The organism is Luedemannella flava (assembly GCF_039528515.1).
Classification (GTDB): Bacteria; Actinomycetota; Actinomycetes; order Mycobacteriales; family Micromonosporaceae; genus Luedemannella; species Luedemannella flava.
In genome coordinates this window covers 35,279-50,634 of record NZ_BAAALT010000083.1, presented here as the reverse complement: position 1 = coordinate 50,634, position 15,356 = coordinate 35,279, and the positions used below count along the sequence as shown (strand labels likewise).

At 73.0% G+C, this 15,356-nt stretch carries 15 protein-coding genes; 8 read left to right on the top strand and 7 right to left on the bottom strand.

The features are described 5' to 3' along the window. Positions 1-93: 93 nt before the first annotated feature. Complete coding sequence (locus ABD211_RS15545; RefSeq protein WP_344131454.1) at positions 94-1,134, bottom strand: LacI family DNA-binding transcriptional regulator; 1,041 nt, start codon at positions 1,132-1,134, stop codon at positions 94-96. A 153-nt stretch (positions 1,135-1,287) separates the two neighbouring features. On the opposite strand from ABD211_RS15545, the gene ABD211_RS15540 reads away from it, so the two are divergent. The 3 genes from ABD211_RS15540 (at position 1,288) to ABD211_RS15530 (ending at position 4,035) form a co-directional block, all read left to right on the top strand. Further along, positions 1,288-1,620 carry an L-rhamnose mutarotase gene (locus ABD211_RS15540; protein WP_344131451.1) on the top strand — a complete coding sequence of 111 codons (333 nt, stop codon included), beginning with the start codon at positions 1,288-1,290 and terminating at the stop codon, positions 1,618-1,620. Next, positions 1,617-2,783 carry an L-rhamnose isomerase gene (rhaI, locus tag ABD211_RS15535; protein ID WP_344131448.1) on the top strand — a complete coding sequence of 389 codons (1,167 nt, stop codon included), beginning with the start codon at positions 1,617-1,619 and terminating at the stop codon, positions 2,781-2,783. Before ABD211_RS15540 ends, rhaI begins: the two co-directional genes overlap by 4 nt. Before the next feature lie 520 nt (positions 2,784-3,303). Beyond that, on the top strand, positions 3,304-4,035 hold the full coding sequence (locus tag ABD211_RS15530; protein ID WP_344131445.1) for a YcnI family copper-binding membrane protein: 732 nt from the start codon (positions 3,304-3,306) through the stop codon (positions 4,033-4,035). 40 nt (positions 4,036-4,075) lie between these two features. Here ABD211_RS15530 and crcB read toward each other — a convergent pair whose 3' ends face one another. The 6 genes from crcB to ABD211_RS15500 form a co-directional block, all read right to left on the bottom strand. Continuing rightward, positions 4,076-4,441 (bottom strand): fluoride efflux transporter CrcB, encoded by a 366-nt coding sequence (gene crcB / locus ABD211_RS15525; protein ID WP_344131442.1) that lies wholly within the window; start codon positions 4,439-4,441, stop codon positions 4,076-4,078. After that, positions 4,438-4,914: a fluoride efflux transporter FluC gene (locus ABD211_RS15520; RefSeq protein ID WP_344131439.1), complete on the bottom strand. Its 477-nt coding sequence runs from the start codon at positions 4,912-4,914 to the stop codon at positions 4,438-4,440. Before ABD211_RS15520 ends, crcB begins: the two co-directional genes overlap by 4 nt. A 57-nt stretch (positions 4,915-4,971) precedes the next feature. Beyond that, positions 4,972-6,111: an FG-GAP repeat domain-containing protein gene (locus ABD211_RS15515; RefSeq protein WP_344131436.1), complete on the bottom strand. Its 1,140-nt coding sequence runs from the start codon at positions 6,109-6,111 to the stop codon at positions 4,972-4,974. 91 nt (positions 6,112-6,202) lie between these two features. Further along, entirely contained in the window at positions 6,203-6,856 is a 654-nt protein-coding gene (locus tag ABD211_RS15510; RefSeq protein WP_344131433.1) for a LuxR C-terminal-related transcriptional regulator, read from the bottom strand. Further along, positions 6,853-8,151, bottom strand: coding sequence for a sensor histidine kinase (locus ABD211_RS15505; RefSeq protein ID WP_344131430.1), 1,299 nt, complete (start codon positions 8,149-8,151; stop codon positions 6,853-6,855). The genes ABD211_RS15510 and ABD211_RS15505 overlap by 4 nt, the downstream gene beginning before the upstream one ends. 78 nt (positions 8,152-8,229) lie before the next feature. Next, positions 8,230-9,243 carry a cellulose binding domain-containing protein gene (locus ABD211_RS15500; RefSeq protein ID WP_344131427.1) on the bottom strand — a complete coding sequence of 338 codons (1,014 nt, stop codon included), beginning with the start codon at positions 9,241-9,243 and terminating at the stop codon, positions 8,230-8,232. Positions 9,244-9,466: 223 nt separating this feature from the next. Between ABD211_RS15500 and egtA the strand changes: the two genes are divergently transcribed. The 5 genes from egtA to ABD211_RS15475 all read left to right on the top strand — a co-directional run bounded on the left by egtA (position 9,467) and on the right by ABD211_RS15475 (position 15,301). Beyond that, positions 9,467-10,696 (top strand): ergothioneine biosynthesis glutamate--cysteine ligase EgtA, encoded by a 1,230-nt coding sequence (egtA, locus tag ABD211_RS15495; RefSeq protein ID WP_344131424.1) that lies wholly within the window; start codon positions 9,467-9,469, stop codon positions 10,694-10,696. After that, on the top strand, positions 10,693-12,003 hold the full coding sequence (egtB, locus tag ABD211_RS15490; protein WP_344131421.1) for an ergothioneine biosynthesis protein EgtB: 1,311 nt from the start codon (positions 10,693-10,695) through the stop codon (positions 12,001-12,003). The genes egtA and egtB overlap by 4 nt, the downstream gene beginning before the upstream one ends. Next, complete coding sequence (egtC, locus tag ABD211_RS15485; protein WP_344131418.1) at positions 12,003-12,761, top strand: ergothioneine biosynthesis protein EgtC; 759 nt, start codon at positions 12,003-12,005, stop codon at positions 12,759-12,761. Before egtB ends, egtC begins: the two co-directional genes overlap by 1 nt. After that, entirely contained in the window at positions 12,748-13,713 is a 966-nt protein-coding gene (gene egtD / locus ABD211_RS15480; RefSeq protein WP_344131415.1) for an L-histidine N(alpha)-methyltransferase, read from the top strand. Before egtC ends, egtD begins: the two co-directional genes overlap by 14 nt. Before the next feature lie 289 nt (positions 13,714-14,002). Continuing rightward, entirely contained in the window at positions 14,003-15,301 is a 1,299-nt protein-coding gene (locus ABD211_RS15475; RefSeq protein ID WP_344131412.1) for a hypothetical protein, read from the top strand. The last annotated feature ends 55 nt before the right edge of the window (positions 15,302-15,356 follow it).

Below are 15,356 nucleotides of genomic sequence, written 5' to 3'. Positions count from 1 at the left end.
GGGACAGGCCGACCCACACCCGCAGCCCGGCACCCCGTTGAACACCAGTCACCTAGCGCTCGTTCGTCCGGTTCGGCGGCCGCGCAGCCGCCGTCAGGGATCCTTGGCGCGCCTCGGTTTCGGGGCGACCTCGCTGGACGCGCGGACCACCAGCTCCGGCTGGAACACGACGTGCCGGTGCTCGTGCTTGTCGCCCGCCTCGATCTCCTCCAGCAGGAGCTGGGCGGCGGTGCGGCCGAGCTGCTCGCGCGGCTGGCGCACCGAGGACAGCGGCACGGCCGCGGCGGCCGCGAACTCGATGTCGTCGTACCCGACGATGGCGATGTCGTCGGGCACCCGCAGACCGCGCTTGGTCATTTCCTGGAGTACGCCGAGGGCGAGCAGGTCGTTCGCGCAGAACGCGGCCGTCGGCCGGCTGGCCGGGGCCAGGTCGGCCAGCTCGCCGGCCGCCGCGCGGCCCGCCGCCACGGTCAGGTTCGGGGTGGGCAGGACGGTGAGGGTCACCCCGTCGTGGTCGGCGACGGCGGCCGCGACGCCGGAGTGCCGGTCGGCGACCTGGGGGATGGTGAGCGGCCCGCCGACGAACGCGATGTGCCGGTGGCCCGTCCCGACCAGGTGCCGCCCCGCGAGCCGGCCGCCGAGCACGTCGTCGACGGCGACCGAGCAGCGGTTGTGCCGGCCGGAGTTCCGGTCGACCAGGACGACCGGCGTGCCGCGCTGGATGAACTTCTCCAGCCGCGACCCGCGCGAGTCGTCGACGGGGGTGATGAGGACGCCCCGGATCCGTTGCTCCTCCAGGATGTCGAGGTGGCGCTGCTCGCGGCCGGCGTTGTCGGCGCTGTTGCAGACCATGACGGCGACGCCGCTGTCCTCGACCGCGTCCTCGGCGCCGCGCACCACGTCGGTGAAGAACGGGTTGGCGACGTCGAGGACGACGATCGCGATGTGCCGGCTGCGGCCCGCGCGCAGCTGGCGGGCCGACTCGTTGCGCACGTAGCCCAGCTCGGCGATGGCGTCCAGGACGCGGCGGCGGGTGTCGGCGGCGACGAGGTCAGGGTGGTTGAGCACGTTGCTCACGGTGCCCAGCGAGACGCCGGCGTGCCGTGCGACCTCTTTGATGCTGGTCGTCGACATGGCTCCATAGCGTAGGCGGGCGGTAAAACGTGTCAACCGTGTGGGGCACCCGATCCGGGGCACCGATCGGCACGGCTATGCGCACACATCGAAAATGGATAATATCGACGCGCCCAACTCTTTGAAACGTTTCGAGATCGTAAGGGGGCTGGCGTGCGGCGGGTGTGTTTCACGCTTCAGGTGCGACCGGAGATGTTGGAGGAGTACCGGCGCCGCCATGCCGAGGTCTGGCCCGAGATGCTGGCCGCCCTGCGCGACACCGGGTGGCACGACTACTCCCTCTTCCTGCGCGATGACGGGCTGCTCGTCGGCTACCTCCTCACGGAGGACTTCGACGCGGCCCTGGCCGCGATGGACGCCACCGAGGTCAACGCCCGGTGGCAGGCGGACATGGCCCCGTTCTTCGCCGGCCGGCGGGCCGACCGGAGCATGCGGGTCCTGCCGGAGGTGTTCAACCTGGACGAACAGTTGGGGGAAGCGCGATGACGGACCTTGCGCGGGTCAGGGACGTGCTGCGCACGCAGCGGATCGAGACCGCGTCGTGGGCGTACGCGAACTCGGGCACCCGGTTCAAGGTGTTCGGACAGGAGGCCGTGCCCCGCGACCCGTACGAGAAGATCGCCGACGCGGCCACGGTGCACCGCTTCACCGGGGTGGCCCCCACGGTGGCGCTGCACATCCCGTGGGACAAGGTGGCCGACTACGCCGACCTGGCGCGGCACGCCCGCGAGCTCGGCGCGGAGCTGGGCACCATCAACTCCAACGTGTTCCAGGACAACGACTACATGCTCGGCAGCGTCACCAACCCGGACCCGGCGATCCGCGCGAAGGCGACGTCGCATCTGCTGGAGTGTGTCGACATCATGGACCTCACCGGGTCGCGCGACCTCAAGCTGTGGTTCTCCGACGGCACGAACTACCCGGGTCAGGACGACGTACGGCGGCGTCAGGACCGGCTCGCTGACTCGCTCGCCGAGGTCTACGCGCGGCTCGGCGACGGGCAGCGGATGCTGCTGGAGTACAAGCTGTTCGAGCCGGCGTTCTACATGACCGACGTGCCCGACTGGGGGACCGCCTACCTGCACTGCGTCGCGCTGGGCGAGAAGGCCAAGGTGGTCATCGACACCGGGCACCACGCGCCGGGCACCAACATCGAGTTCATCGTGGCGCAGCTGCTGCGGGCCGACAAGCTCGGCGGGTTCGACTTCAACTCGCGGTTCTACGCCGACGACGACCTCATGGTGGGCGCGGCCGACCCGTTCCAGCTGTTCCGGATCATGCACGAGATCGTGCTGGCCGACGCGGTCGGGCCGGCCTCGGGCATCGCGTACATGCTCGACCAGTGCCACAACATCGAGCCGAAGATCCCGGCCGTGATCCGGTCGGTGATGAACGTGCAGGAGGCGACCGCCAAGGCGCTGCTCGTCGACCATGACGCGCTGCGCGCCGCGCAGGACGCCGGGGACGTGCTGGGCGCCAACGAGGCGCTCATGGACGCGTACCACACGGACGTCCGACCGCTGCTGCGCGACTTCCGCGAGGACCTGGGGCTCGACCCCGAGCCGCTGGAGGCGTACCGACGGTCCGGCTACTTCGACAAGATCAAGGCCGAGCGGGTGGGCGGCGAACAGGCGGGGTGGGGCGCATAAGGCCGGCCTCCGGGTGACCGCGGACCTCATCCGCGTCGCCCCCGCCGACGAATGGCCACTTCCGTGCGAAACCCGCCCCCTGCGTTCCGCACGTAGATGGCCATATCGCGGCCGCCCACGGGCGGGACGTTGAGCCTGCCCGCGCATGTCGGATATGTCGCCGCGAACGCGGGGTTGAGACCAGCGATCTTGGGACGGAACACGCGGAAGTCCGCGTGTTCCGTCCCAACGTCCGCCCGGGTGATCGCGAGGGACCGGTGCCAGCGCCCGCCTTCCTGTCGCGCCGACGTCTGGACCGTTGCGCGGGCAGAACACGGCGGAGTGACGTGCGTAAAGGTCCAGATGTCGGCCGCTACGCGGATCAGCCGTCGCCGTCCCGTGTCGGCTGTCGCTCCGCCCGGGCACCCGGTGTTCACCTCGATTCGGCGGGAACTCTCCAGGACACCCGGACGACCAATGTCTCGTGCGCGGCGGGTCAGCTGCCGGCGCTGTCGATCTGTGCGAAATGGAGTACGCGCTCATGCGTCGAATCCTGCTGCGCGCCGGGGCGGCCCTTGCCGCCGTCGGGGCGGTTGTCCTGGCCACGGCGTCGCCCGCCGCCGCCCACGTGACGGTGAACGCGGCGAACGCCACCCAGGGCGGGTACGCCAAGGTGGCGTTCCGGGTGCCGAACGAACGGGACAACGCGGGCACCGTGAAGCTGGAGATCAGCCTGCCGGCCGACGCGCCGGTGGCGTCGGTGTCGCTGCGCCCCCAGGCCGGCTGGACGGCCACCACGGAGAAGACCACGCTCGCCACCCCGCTGAAGGTGCACGACCGCGAGGTCAAGGAGGTCGTCTCGAAGATCACCTGGACCGCCGACAAGGGCGTGCAGATCAAGCCGGGCGAGTTCCAGGAGTTCGAGGCGTCGCTCGGGCCGCTGCCCGAGGTCGACCAGCTGATCTTCAAGGCGCTGCAGACGTACTCCACCGGCGAGGTGGTCCGCTGGATCGACGAGCCGGCCACCGACGGCAGCTCGCCCGAGCACCCGGCGCCCGTCCTCAAGCTGGCCAAGGCGACGGGCGGCGCCCACGGGGCCGTGGCCGTCGTGAGCGACGAACCCCACGCCGACGCGGCGGGCGGGCACGGCGGCGGTTCCGCCGGCGGCGACTCGTCGGTCGGCACCCTGCTCGGTCTGGCCGGCCTCGTTCTCGGCCTCGCGGGCCTGGTCGTGGGCCTGCTCGCCTACCGCCGCGCGGCCACCAGCGTCTGACGTTCCCAGGTGACGGGGTCGCCAGCCGCCGGCGACCCCGTCACGACCCCGTGACGGCCCACGCGAGCAGCGCGCCGACCGCGGCCGCCCCCAGCCCGGCGACCACGCTCGCCACCGCGTTCGCCAGCGCGTAGAACCGGTAACCCTCCTGGGTCAGCCGCAGCGTCTCGTAGGAGAACGTCGAGTACGTGGTGAGCGCCCCGCAGAAGCCGGTCCCGAGCAGCGCGCCGACCGGCCCGTTCGTCGGCAGCCAGGTCAGGAAGCCCAGCACCAGGCTCCCGCACACGTTCACCGCCAGCGTCCCCCACGGGAACACCGAGTCGTGGCGGGCCTGCACGGCGCGGTCGGCCAGATAACGCAGCGGGGCACCGACCGCCGCGCCCACGGCGATGAGCAGCAGCGTCATCGCGAAACCCGGAGCGCGGCCCGGATCGCCCAGGCGGTGACCGACGCGCCCGCCCACACCGCCAGCACGGCTCCCACCAGCGTCGCGGCGAGGTAGGCCAGCGCCACCCCGGCCGCGCCCGCGCCCGCCGCCCGGCCGATGTCCACCACGTACGTGGAGAAGGTCGTGTACCCGCCGAGGACCCCGACGCCCAGGAAGGGCCGCAGCAGCCGCCAGGTCGCCACCTTCTCGGTGATGAGCGTCATGAGTACGCCGATGAGCAGGCACCCCGACACGTTGACGACGAACGTCGACCAGGCGAACTGGCCCGGCGCGTGCGGCCAGGCCAGCGAGACGCCGTAGCGGGCCAGCGCCCCGAGGACCCCGCCCGCCGAGATGGCGGCGAGCACCGGGACGGGGCTCGGCCGTAGTTCCGCCCGTTCGGCGGGGACGTGCAGGTCGACGTCGGCGTCGATGGGCGCGGGCTCGCTCACTACCGCAGGCTAGCGGCCCGGGGCGGACCGGCACCGGCCCGCCCCTGGCCGCGCCGGTCAGACCGGCCCGAAGCGGGTGCCGAACGAGGAGCCGTTGGACAGCGTGCAGGACGGCACGCTGTTCACCGTGTGGCAGAAGTCGGCCCGCCCGCCGCCGTTCATGTCGGCCAGGCCGGCGTTGTCCCAGTTGCTGGTGGCGGCGGTGAGGTTGCCGTTGAAGCCACCGCCGGTCGACAGGGTGCACGTGACGGTCGACCCGGTCTGCCGGCAGAAGTCGTCGCGACCGTCGCCGCTGACGTCGCCGAAGAGGCCCGTGCCGCCGGCACCCGTGTCCATGCCCGTGGTGAAGACGGACCCGAACGTCGTCCCGTTGGAGACCGTGCAGACGACGGAGTAGGAGAACACCCCGGTGATGCGGCAGAAGTCGGCGCGGTGGTCGCCGTTGACGTCGGCCCAGCGGCGGCTGTCGTCGTAGCCGGGGTCCAGGGCGTTCGAGCTGACGGGCAGGTTGAAGCCGGTGCCCGCGCTGTTGGCGGGGGTGCACTGCGCGTACTTGTTGGAGCTGTTGACGATCCGGCAGTAGTCGGCGCGGCCGTCGCCGTTGATGTCGGTCCACGCCCGGCCGGCGTCATAGCCGGGGTCGAGCGTTGCCGACGTCACCGACGTCGTTTCGAACCCGCTCCCGGTGGACCTCAGGCACGCCAGCTGGTAGCTGCCGAGGCCGACGACGCGGCAGAAGTCGGCGCGCCCGTCGGCGTTGTAGTCGATCCAGGCCCGACCGGAGTCGTAACCGGGGTCGATCGACACCGACGTGTAGGTGGCGCCGAAGCCGTCCGGCGTCGAGATCGTGCACTGCGCGCTCTTGTACATGCTGCCGACGACGCGGCAGAAGTCGGCGCGACCGTCGTTGTTGAAGTCGACCCACGCCCGCCCGGCGGCCCAGCCGAGGTCCTGGCCCGGGGCGGAGAAGGTCTGGTTGAAGCCCGTGCCGGTGGACAGCGAGCAGACCGGCACGTCGGTCAGCCGGCAGAAGTCGGCCCTGCCGTCCGCGTTGAAGTCGACGAAGCCGTGGCTGGCCTGGACGCCCTTGAAGAACACCACCGACGCGTGCGCCGGCGAGGGCACGGCCAGCAGCGTCGCGACGAGTGCCGCCGCGGCCGCCAGGAAGACCGCGACCCTGCGTGTGGAGAACACCATGTCCGCAAACCTTTCTCGGTGAGCATCTGCTGTGGACCCACGCTAAGAAAGGGCGCCTGACCTGGGCATCAGTGCTAACACGTAGGGCGGGTCAGCCGCCCGACAGATGGGTGAGGACGGCCAGCACGCGCCGGTTGCTGTCCGGCTCCTCGTGCAGCCCCAGCTTGGTGAAGATGCTGCGTACGTGCGCCTCGACCGTGCGCTCGGCCAGGTGCAGCTCGGCGGCCACCCCGGCGTTCGAGCGCCCCTCGGCCATCCGCGAGAGGATCTCCCGCTCCCGCGCGGAGAGCACCTCGACGCCGGCCAGCGCGGCGGGCCGGCGCAGCACCTGCGCGACGACGACCGGGTCGACGGCCGTGCCGCCGGTGGCCACGCGCAGGACCGCCGCGACGAACCCGTCGATGTCGCTGATCCGGTCCTTGAGCAGGTAGCCCACGCCGCCGGCGCCGCGGTGCTCCAGCACCGCCAGCGCCTCGCGCCGCTCGAGGTGCTGGGACAGCAGGAGTACGCCCACACGCGGGTGGTCGCGTTGGATCGCCGCGGCCGCCCGGACCCCCTCGGTCGTCCACGTCGGGGGCATCCGGATGTCCACGATGGCCACGTCGGGCCGGTGGTCGGCGACAGCGCGCAGCAGCTGACCCGCGTCGCCGACGTCGGCGGCCACGGTGAGGCCCTCGGTCTCCAGGACGCGGCGCAGTCCCGTGCGCAGCAGCACCGCGTCGTCGGCGAGCACGACGCGGGTCACGCGGCGGCGCCCAGGGGCAGGCTCGCGCGGACCGTGGTGCCGGCGCCGGGCGGGCTGGTCAGGTCGAAGGTGCCGCCGGCCGATTCCACCCGGGCGCGCAGCCCGGCCAGTCCGCCGCCGGGGACCGCGACGGCGCCCCCGGCGCCGTCGTCGCGCACGGTCACCACGAGCCGGCCCCGAGCGGCGGCCAGCGTCGCGGTGGCGGTACGCGCGTGCGCGTACTTCTCGGTGTTGGTCACGGCCTCGACCACGACGAAGTAGGCGGTGACCGCGGCCTGTTCCGGCAGCGACGCGCCGGCGAGCCGGTCATCGACGGTGACGGGGACGCTCGACCGCTCGGCGAGCGCGGCCACGGCCCCGGGTAGGCCGTAGCGGACCAGCTCGGGCGGGTTCAGGCCGCGCACGAGGTCGCGCAGCTCGGCGACGGCGGTCTCGACCTCGGCCGCGCCGCGCGCCACCAGCTCGCGGTCGGGCGTGGCCGCGCGGTTGGCCTGGCGCAGCAGCAGCGCGCCGGCGACTAGGCGCTGCTGCACCCCGTCGTGCACGTCGCGCTCGACGCGCTGGCGGGCCGCGTCGCCGGCCTCGATGAGCTCGCGGCGGTGGCTGCGGCTGAGGCTGATCGCGGCGCCGACGGGCACGAGGCCGGCGCCGATGGCGTAGACGGCCGTCGCCCAGGCCCGGCCGTTGAAGGCGGTCGCGCCGGCCAGGCCGGTGGTGGCGGCGCGCACGAAGGTGGCCGTCCAGAAGGGCGCGAACGCGTGCCGGTCGCCCGGGGTGGCGCGCGCGTAGCGCAGGACGAAGACGACGGTCAGGCCGACCGCGACCGCGACGGGGTAGCTGGCCCCGCGCAGCGCGACCAGCTCGGTCACGGTGAGCTCGGGCCCGCCCCACAGCGGCCAGTAGGCGGCGATGACGACGGGCCAGTAGAGGTACGCGGCGGCGACGACCAGGCGGTCGGTGCGCGTGACGAGCCGGCCGGCCGGGATGAGCATCGTGCAGTGCAGCACCATGGGGTCGTAGCAGACGCTGAGCGCGAGGCCGCTGGCGCCCGTGGCGGGCAGGCCGGTGTGCTCCCAGGTGGTGAACAGCCAGACCAGGCCGGCGGCGGCCAGGATCAGGCCCATACCGCTGTCGGGGCGTTCGCGCGCCATGCGGGCCCCGACCTCGACGTGGGCCAGCCCGACGGCGGCCAGCACCGCCATCTGCCAGGGCGAGCGGCCCGTCGGGTCCAGCAGCGGGCCGGCCGCGAGGACCACGGCGGCGGCCCGGATCAGCCACCACCGGTATCGGTCCACGCATGAATGCTCGCGTCCGCGCGGTCGGCGGACAAGTGCCGTGGTGTGGGGACGCACGGGGCGCCCCCACACCGGTCATCAGGCGGTGGCGCAGGCGGCCGACGCGACCCCGGAGCCGTTGAGCGTGAACCCGGACGGCAGGCCGGAGCCGGCCGGGTAGCTGGCGATGAGGCCGAACTGGGCGGACCCGCCCGGGTTGATGGTGGCGGCCCAGACCGTCGGGGTGGCGGTCGCCAGGGTGCCGACGCGGGTCACCGGGGCGCCGCCGAAGCTCGAGCTGATCGTGTGGCTCGCCGGCATCGTGAACGTGACCGTCCAGCCGGTCAGGGTCGTGGCCGCCGTCATGTTCTCCACGGTCATGGTCAGGATGTACCCCGTGTAGAAGTTGGTGAGCTGGACCTTGCAGGTCGGCGCGGGCTGGGTGGCCCGCGTGGTGAACGTCAGCGGCGCCGACCGGGGTGAGCGGTTGCCGTTCGGGTCCACCGCGACCACCACCACCGTGTACGACGTGGCCGGCTGCAGGTCGCGCAGGTAGATCGTGCTGACGCTGTTGCTCGCCCAGTCGGTCCACACGCCGTTGACCTGCCGCTGCACCCAGTACGCGGCGACGCGGTTGTTGTCGGTCGACCCGCTGGTGTGCACGGTCGCGGCGTTGGTGGAGACGACCGTCGTGAACGGCGTGCCCGGCGTCGTCGGCGGGCTGCTGTCCGGCAGCGGCGCGGTGGTCACGTACGTGTACCCCGACGCCGCGCTCGCCGTGTAGCCCGAGTCGGCGGTGGGGCTGGCGATGACGCGGTACGTGTACACCCTGTCGGCGGTGAGGCCGGTGTGGGTGTACGTGGTCGCGGTCGTCGTGGCCAGGTTCGTCCACGACGACATGCCCACGATGAACTGCACGGTGTAGCTGGCGACGGGGCCGGCGGACGGCGTCCAGGTGATGGTGATGCTCGTCGTGGTGACGGTGGTGGCGACGGGCGCGCCCGGGGTGGGCAGGGCCGTCGCGGCGGAGGCGGGGGCGGCGCTGAGGACGAGGGCACCGAGCGTGGCGGCCACGAGGGCGGCCAGTCGCCGGCTCAGCTGGGGGACGTTCATCTCGAGTCTCCAAAGAGTACGGAGGGCTGGCGCGAAGTGTGCGCCGACGCGGCCGTAACCATCGCCGTTCTTGGACGCGGTTGGACGCGTTGACCTGCCAATCCGGCATGAACGTCGCGTCGGGGGCGATCGCGTGAGCAACGCGACGAAGGTTTTGTCGTACCCGGATGCTCGGATGTGCGGGTAGCGTCGATGGAAGTCAACGCGATGGGGGCCGACTGATATGCGGAGCACTACGCCCGATGTCATTACCCTGAGCGACGTTTCGGATGCCGAAGGTCATATCACCCGCATCTGTTTCAAGACCGGGCCCCCGACCAGCGTCGGCGTCGAGTTGGAGTGGACGGTCCACCGCGCCGACGCCCCGACCGCACACCTGGACCCACCCACCGTGCGCGCCGCCCTCGGCGCGCACGCCCCCGCCACCCTCGGCGGATCGGGCACCCCGCAGCCCCTGCCCGCCGGCGGCCTGGTGACCGTCGAGCCCGGCGGTCAGGTCGAGATCTCCTCCGCGCCCGCCCCGTCGCTGGGCGCGCTGCACCGGGCCATCACCGCGGACATCGGCCACCTGACCGGCCATCTCGCCGACGCGGGCCTGGATCTCGGCGCCACCGGCATCGACCCGCACCGGCCGCCGCGCCGTCTCGTCGACACCCCGCGCTACGCCGCCATGGAGCGGTCCTTCGACGTCCGCGGCCCGGACGGGCGCGTCATGATGTGCAGCACCGCCGGCCTGCAGGTGTGCCTCGACGCGGGCACGGCGGCGCAGGTGCCGGCCCGGTGGGCGGCCGTGCACGAGATGGGCCCGGCGCTGCTCGCCGCGTTCGCGACGGCCCGCCGCCACGCGGGCCGCGACACCGGGTGGGCGTCGGCCCGGATGGCCGCCTGGTTCGCCATCGATCCCGCCCGCACCGCGCCGGTGCCGGTCGCCGACGGCGACCCGGCGACGGCCTGGGCGCGGTACGCGCTGGCCGCGCCGCTGCTGTGCGTGCGGCGTTCGGACGGTTGCTGGGACCCGCCGCGCGGCGTGACGTTCGCCGACTGGATCAACGGGGCGCTGCCCGAGCCGCCCACAGTGGACGATCTCGACTACCACCTGAACACGCTCTTCCCGCCCGTCCGGCCCAGGGGCTACCTGGAGATCCGCTACCTCGACACCCAGCCCGGCGCCGAGTGGATCGCCCCGGCGGCCGTGATCGCCGCACTGCTGGCCGATGACGCCACCACCGATCTGGCCCGCGAGGCGGCCGGGCGCGCCGCCGACCGCTGGCTGCCCGCCGCCCGCGACGGGCTGGCCGACCGGGTGGTCCGCAGGGCCGCCACCGACCTGCTGGACCTGGCCCGCGCCCGGCTGGACCGCACGGACCTGCCCCCGGTGACCAGGCAGTACGTGACCGACATCGTTGACCGACGCCTCGACGGCGCCGTCCCGTTCGAAGAGGAAAGATCATGACGGAGCAGTTGCGCGCCCACGTCGCCGAGCAGCTGGAGAACGCGCGCGCCCGCACGGCCACGCTCACCGGGGCCGTCGACGACGCCGACCTGACGCGCCAGCACTCGCCGCTCATGTCGCCCCTGGTGTGGGACCTCGCCCACGTCGGCAACCAGGAGGAGCTCTGGCTGGTGCGCGACGTGGGCGGCCGCGAGCCGGTGCGCCGCGACATCGACGAGCTCTACGACGCGTTCAAGCACGCCCGGCGGGACCGGCCCGCCCTGCCGCTGCTCGGCCCGGCCGAGGCCCGGAAGTACGTGGCGACGGTGCGGGACAAGGCCCTCGACGTGCTCGACCGGGTCCGCCTCGACGACGGGCGCAGGCTGGTGGCGGGCGGGTTCGCGTTCGGCATGATCGTGCAGCACGAGCAGCAGCACGCCGAGACCATGCTGGCCACGCACCAGCTGCGGGTCGGCCCGCCGGTGCTCGACGCGGCGCCGCCGCCACGGGCGCGCACGCCGGTCGCCGGCGAGGTGCTCGTCCCGGGCGGGCCGTTCGAGATGGGCACCAGCACCGAGCCGTGGGCGCTGGACAACGAGCGGCCCGCGCACCTGGTCGACGTGCCGGCGTTCGCGATCGACGCGGCCCCGGTCACCAACGGTCAGTACGAGCGCTTCATCGCCGACGGCGGCTACGACGACCCGCGCTGGTGGAGCCCGTGCGGGTGGGCGCACCGGCACGAGGCCGGGCTGGTCGCCCCGCTGCACTGGCGCCGCGACGGCGACGGCTGGGCGCACACGCGGTTCGGCCGCACCGTGCCCGTCGAGCCGGACGAGCCGGTGGTGCACGTGTGCTTCTTCGAGGCGCAGGCGTACGCGGCCTGGGCCGGCCGCCGGCTGCCCACCGAGGCCGAGTGGGAGAAGGCCGCCCGCTACGACCCCGCGACGGGCCGGTCGCGGCGCTTCCCCTGGGGCGACGACCCGCCCGGCCCCGACCACGCCAATCTGGGCCAGCGCCACCTGTCGCCAGCCCCGGTCGGCGCCTACCCCGACGGCGCGTCGCCGCTGGGCGTGCACCAGCTCATCGGCGACGTCTGGGAGTGGACGGCGTCGGACTTCCGGGCCTACCCGGGCTTCGTCGCCTTCCCCTACCGGGAGTACTCGGAGGTCTTCTTCGGCTCCGATTACAAGGTGCTGCGCGGCGGCTCGTTCGGCACCGACGCGGCCGCGTGCCGGGGCACGTTCCGCAACTGGGACTACCCGATCCGGCGGCAGATCTTCAGCGGGTTCCGCTGCGCCCGCGACGTGCGCCCCGACGAGCTGGGCTGATGTGCCGTCACCTGGCCTATCTCGGTCCGCCCGCGCCGCTGTCCACGTGGCTGTTCGACCCGCCGCACTCCCTGGCGAGACAGTCCTGGGCGCCGCGCGACATGCGCGGCGGCGGCACGATCAACGCCGACGGCTTCGGCGTGGGGTGGTATCCGCCGGGCGCGTCCGCGCCGGTGCGCTACCGGCGCGGCGACCCGCTGTGGAGCGACCCCTCGCTGCCCGCGCTCGCGGCCACCACCAGCGCGGGCGCGGTCCTGGCGGCCGTGCGCTCGGCGACCGTGGGGATGCCGGTGACGGAGCACGCCGCGGCCCCGTTCGGCGAGGGGCCGTGGTTGTTCAGCCACAACGGGGTGGTGGCCGGCTGGCCCGACTCGGTGACCGCGCTCGCCGCGGCGCTGCCCACCCGCGACCTGCTCACCCTCGACGCGCCCACCGACGCCGCGCTGTTGTGGGCGCTGGTCCGCGCCCGCCTGCGGGCGGGCGCGCCGTTGGCGAAGGCCGCGGCCGAGACGGTGGCCGAGGTGGTCGACGCGGCGCCGGGCTCGCGGCTCAACCTGCTCCTGACCGATGGCGTACGCGTCGCCGCGACCACCCGCGGCCACGCCCTGTCCGTGCTGACCCGGCCCGGCTCCGTGCTGGTCAGCTCCGAACCGCTCGACGACAACCCCGCCTGGCGGGCCGTTCCCGACGGGCACCTGCTCGTCGCCACCGCGTCCACTCTGGACATCACCTCCTGGGGAGACCATGACCGAGCTTGACGTGCACCTAGACGATGCCGACCTGGCCCGGGCGCTGCGCGCCGACGTGGCGACCGGGCTGGCCGCCGACCTGAAGTGGCTGCCGCCCAAGTGGTTCTACGACGCCCGGGGCAGCGAACTGTTCGAACAGATCACCCGCCTGCCGGAGTACTATCCGACGCGCACCGAGCGGGCCATCCTCGTCGGGCGGGCCGCCGACATCGCCCGGATCACCGACGCCAAGGTGCTCGTCGAGCTGGGCTCCGGCTCGTCGGAGAAGACCCGGCTGCTCCTCGACGCGCTGCTCGGACACGGCACGCTGGGCGCGTTCGTGCCGCTGGACGTGTCGGTGGCCGCGCTGCGCGACGCGGTGGCCCGCCTCGCCGTGGAGTATCCGGACCTGGCGGTGCACGGCATCGTGGGCGACCTGACCCGGCACCTGTGGGCGGTGCCGCGCGTCGGCGGCCGGCTCGTCGCGTTCCTGGGCGGCACCATCGGCAACCTGGTGCCGGCCGAGCGGGCCGCGTTCCTGTCGGCGCTGCGCACGGTGCTGGACGAGGGGGAGTGGCTGCTGCTCGGCGCCGACCTGGTGAAGGACCCGGCCGTGCTGGTGCCCGCGTACGACGACGCGGCCGGGGTCACCGCCGACTTCAACCGGAACGTGCTGCGGGTCGTCAACCGGGAGCTGGGCGCGGACTTCGACGTGGACGCGTACGAGCACGTGGCGCTCTGGGATCCCGACCACGAGTGGATCGAGATGCGACTGCGGGCCACCCGCCCGATGGCGGTCCGCATCGCGGACCTTGACCTCGACGTGAACTTCGCCGCCGGCGAGGAGCTGCGCACGGAGGTGTCGGCCAAGTTCCGCCCCGCCGGCCTGGCGGACGAGCTGGCCACGGCCGGCTTCGAGACGCGCCACTGGTGGACGGACCCGGACGCCCGCTTCGGCGTCACCCTCGCCCGCGCCACGTAGCGGCCGACCCATCCGCGCCGCCAAGTGTCACCGCCAACGCTGCGTGGATGATCTCCACATTCAATCTTGGGACCGAATACGCGGAAATCCGCGTGTCCGGTCCCAAGATTGATTAGCCCACCCTGACCGAGGCGCGTCCTGCCGAGACTTTCGGGCCGTCGAGACGGTCCGGCCGGGCGCGTGGGAGCGCATAGAGATCGGCGTACATCCGTTCGCCTTGCGGACGGTGTGGCGTGATCACTATGGTCCGCGGCATCCGAAACGTTTTCGATGCCGGAGGGATGCCGTGGTGGACTGGCGACGGTGGACCAGCGGCCGGGCCGCGCTCCTGGTCGTGATGGCGCTTGCCGGGACGATGGTGCTCGCGAGTTACCTGTCGAAGACGCCGTGCTCCGGTCCGCCGTACGACGAGTGGGGCTACTCGCGCAACCTCGCCAACAGCTACCGGCTCGTCTGCGTGACCGACATCCAGTACCTGTGGGTGGGGCGGGGCATCGACCTGCACGAGATGCCGTACATCCGCGGGGACCTGCAGCCCGCGGCCGACCCGCCCGGCACCCTCATCAACGGCGCCGTGGAGTACCCCGTACTCACCGGGTTGTTCATGTGGGCCACGGCCCTGCCGGCCGACAACTCGGGTGAGTTCCTCGGCTGGTCGGCGGTGTTCCTGCTGCCCGTGGCGCTGGCCATCGCGTGGCAGCTGGTCACGCTCGTGGGCTGGCGCGCGCTCATCTGGGCGGCCGCGCCCGCGATGGTGTTCTACTCGGTCTACAACTGGGACCTGCTGCCGGTCGCGTGGACGCTCGGCGCGGTGCTCGCGTGGCGGAGCCGGCGCTTCGGGCTGTCAGCCGCGTGCCTCGGTCTCGGCGCCGCCACGAAGATCTACCCCGGGTTCTTCCTGCTCCCGCTGTTCATCGAGCGGCTCGTCGCCCGCGACAGAAGGGGCGCCGCCCTGGTGGCGGGCGCCGGGGCGGGCGCGTGGCTGGCCGCCAACGGCCCGTTCATGGCGATCAACTTCAAGGGCTGGTGGGCGACGTACGCGTTCCAGGCCGGCCGCCCGGTGAACCTGGACGGCAACTCGATCTACGAATGGGGCTTCCCGGACTGGACGACGGAGACCGTCGACCGGTTCAGCGTCGCGGTCATCGCCATCGGTTGGCTGGTTGCGCTCGTCGCCGGCTGGTTCGTCGCCCGGCGGACCGGCGGCGCCTACCCGTGGGTGCAGGTCGGGACCGCGATGCTCTGCGTGTTCCTGGCGTTCAACAAGGTCTACTCCCCGCAGTACTTCATGTGGGTGTTGCCGTTGCTGGCGCTGGTCCGGGTGCGGTGGGGCTGGTGGGTGGCCGGCTGGTGCATCGACGCCGTGCTGTTCATCGGGATCATCCGCCTCTTCGACGACGGCGGCGACAGCCTGGCCCGGCAGGCGGCGAGCATCGGCTCCTGGGGCAAGTCCCTGCTGCTCATGCTCCTGTTCTTCGTGGTGCTCGGGGCCCGCCTGGCGGTCGACCCGCACCCGGCGCGGGCGACCTCCCCGCCGGCCGCCCCGGACCCCGTCGGTGGCGCCGCGCCCGCCCTCGGTATCGCGTAACGTGCGCCTGGGGTAGCGGGGTGTAGTCGATCTTCCTGGTCGGCGGATCAGTTGC

What these genes read in the sequence shown, in the direction of transcription:
- ABD211_RS15545 (WP_344131454.1), bottom strand. Translation starts at nt 1,134, where the DNA reads ATGTCGACGACCAGCATCAAAGAGGTCGCACGGCACGCCGGCGTCTCG.
- rhaI (WP_344131448.1), top strand. Translation starts at nt 1,617, where the DNA reads ATGACGGACCTTGCGCGGGTCAGGGACGTGCTGCGCACGCAGCGGATC.
- ABD211_RS15530 (WP_344131445.1), top strand. Translation starts at nt 3,304, where the DNA reads ATGCGTCGAATCCTGCTGCGCGCCGGGGCGGCCCTTGCCGCCGTCGGG.
- crcB (WP_344131442.1), bottom strand. Translation starts at nt 4,441, where the DNA reads ATGACGCTGCTGCTCATCGCCGTGGGCGCGGCGGTCGGTGCCCCGCTG.
- ABD211_RS15515 (WP_344131436.1), bottom strand. Translation starts at nt 6,111, where the DNA reads ATGGTGTTCTCCACACGCAGGGTCGCGGTCTTCCTGGCGGCCGCGGCG.
- ABD211_RS15500 (WP_344131427.1), bottom strand. Translation starts at nt 9,243, where the DNA reads ATGAACGTCCCCCAGCTGAGCCGGCGACTGGCCGCCCTCGTGGCCGCC.
- egtA (WP_344131424.1), top strand. Translation starts at nt 9,467, where the DNA reads ATGCGGAGCACTACGCCCGATGTCATTACCCTGAGCGACGTTTCGGAT.
- egtB (WP_344131421.1), top strand. Translation starts at nt 10,693, where the DNA reads ATGACGGAGCAGTTGCGCGCCCACGTCGCCGAGCAGCTGGAGAACGCG.
- egtC (WP_344131418.1), top strand. Translation starts at nt 12,003, where the DNA reads ATGTGCCGTCACCTGGCCTATCTCGGTCCGCCCGCGCCGCTGTCCACG.
- egtD (WP_344131415.1), top strand. Translation starts at nt 12,748, where the DNA reads ATGACCGAGCTTGACGTGCACCTAGACGATGCCGACCTGGCCCGGGCG.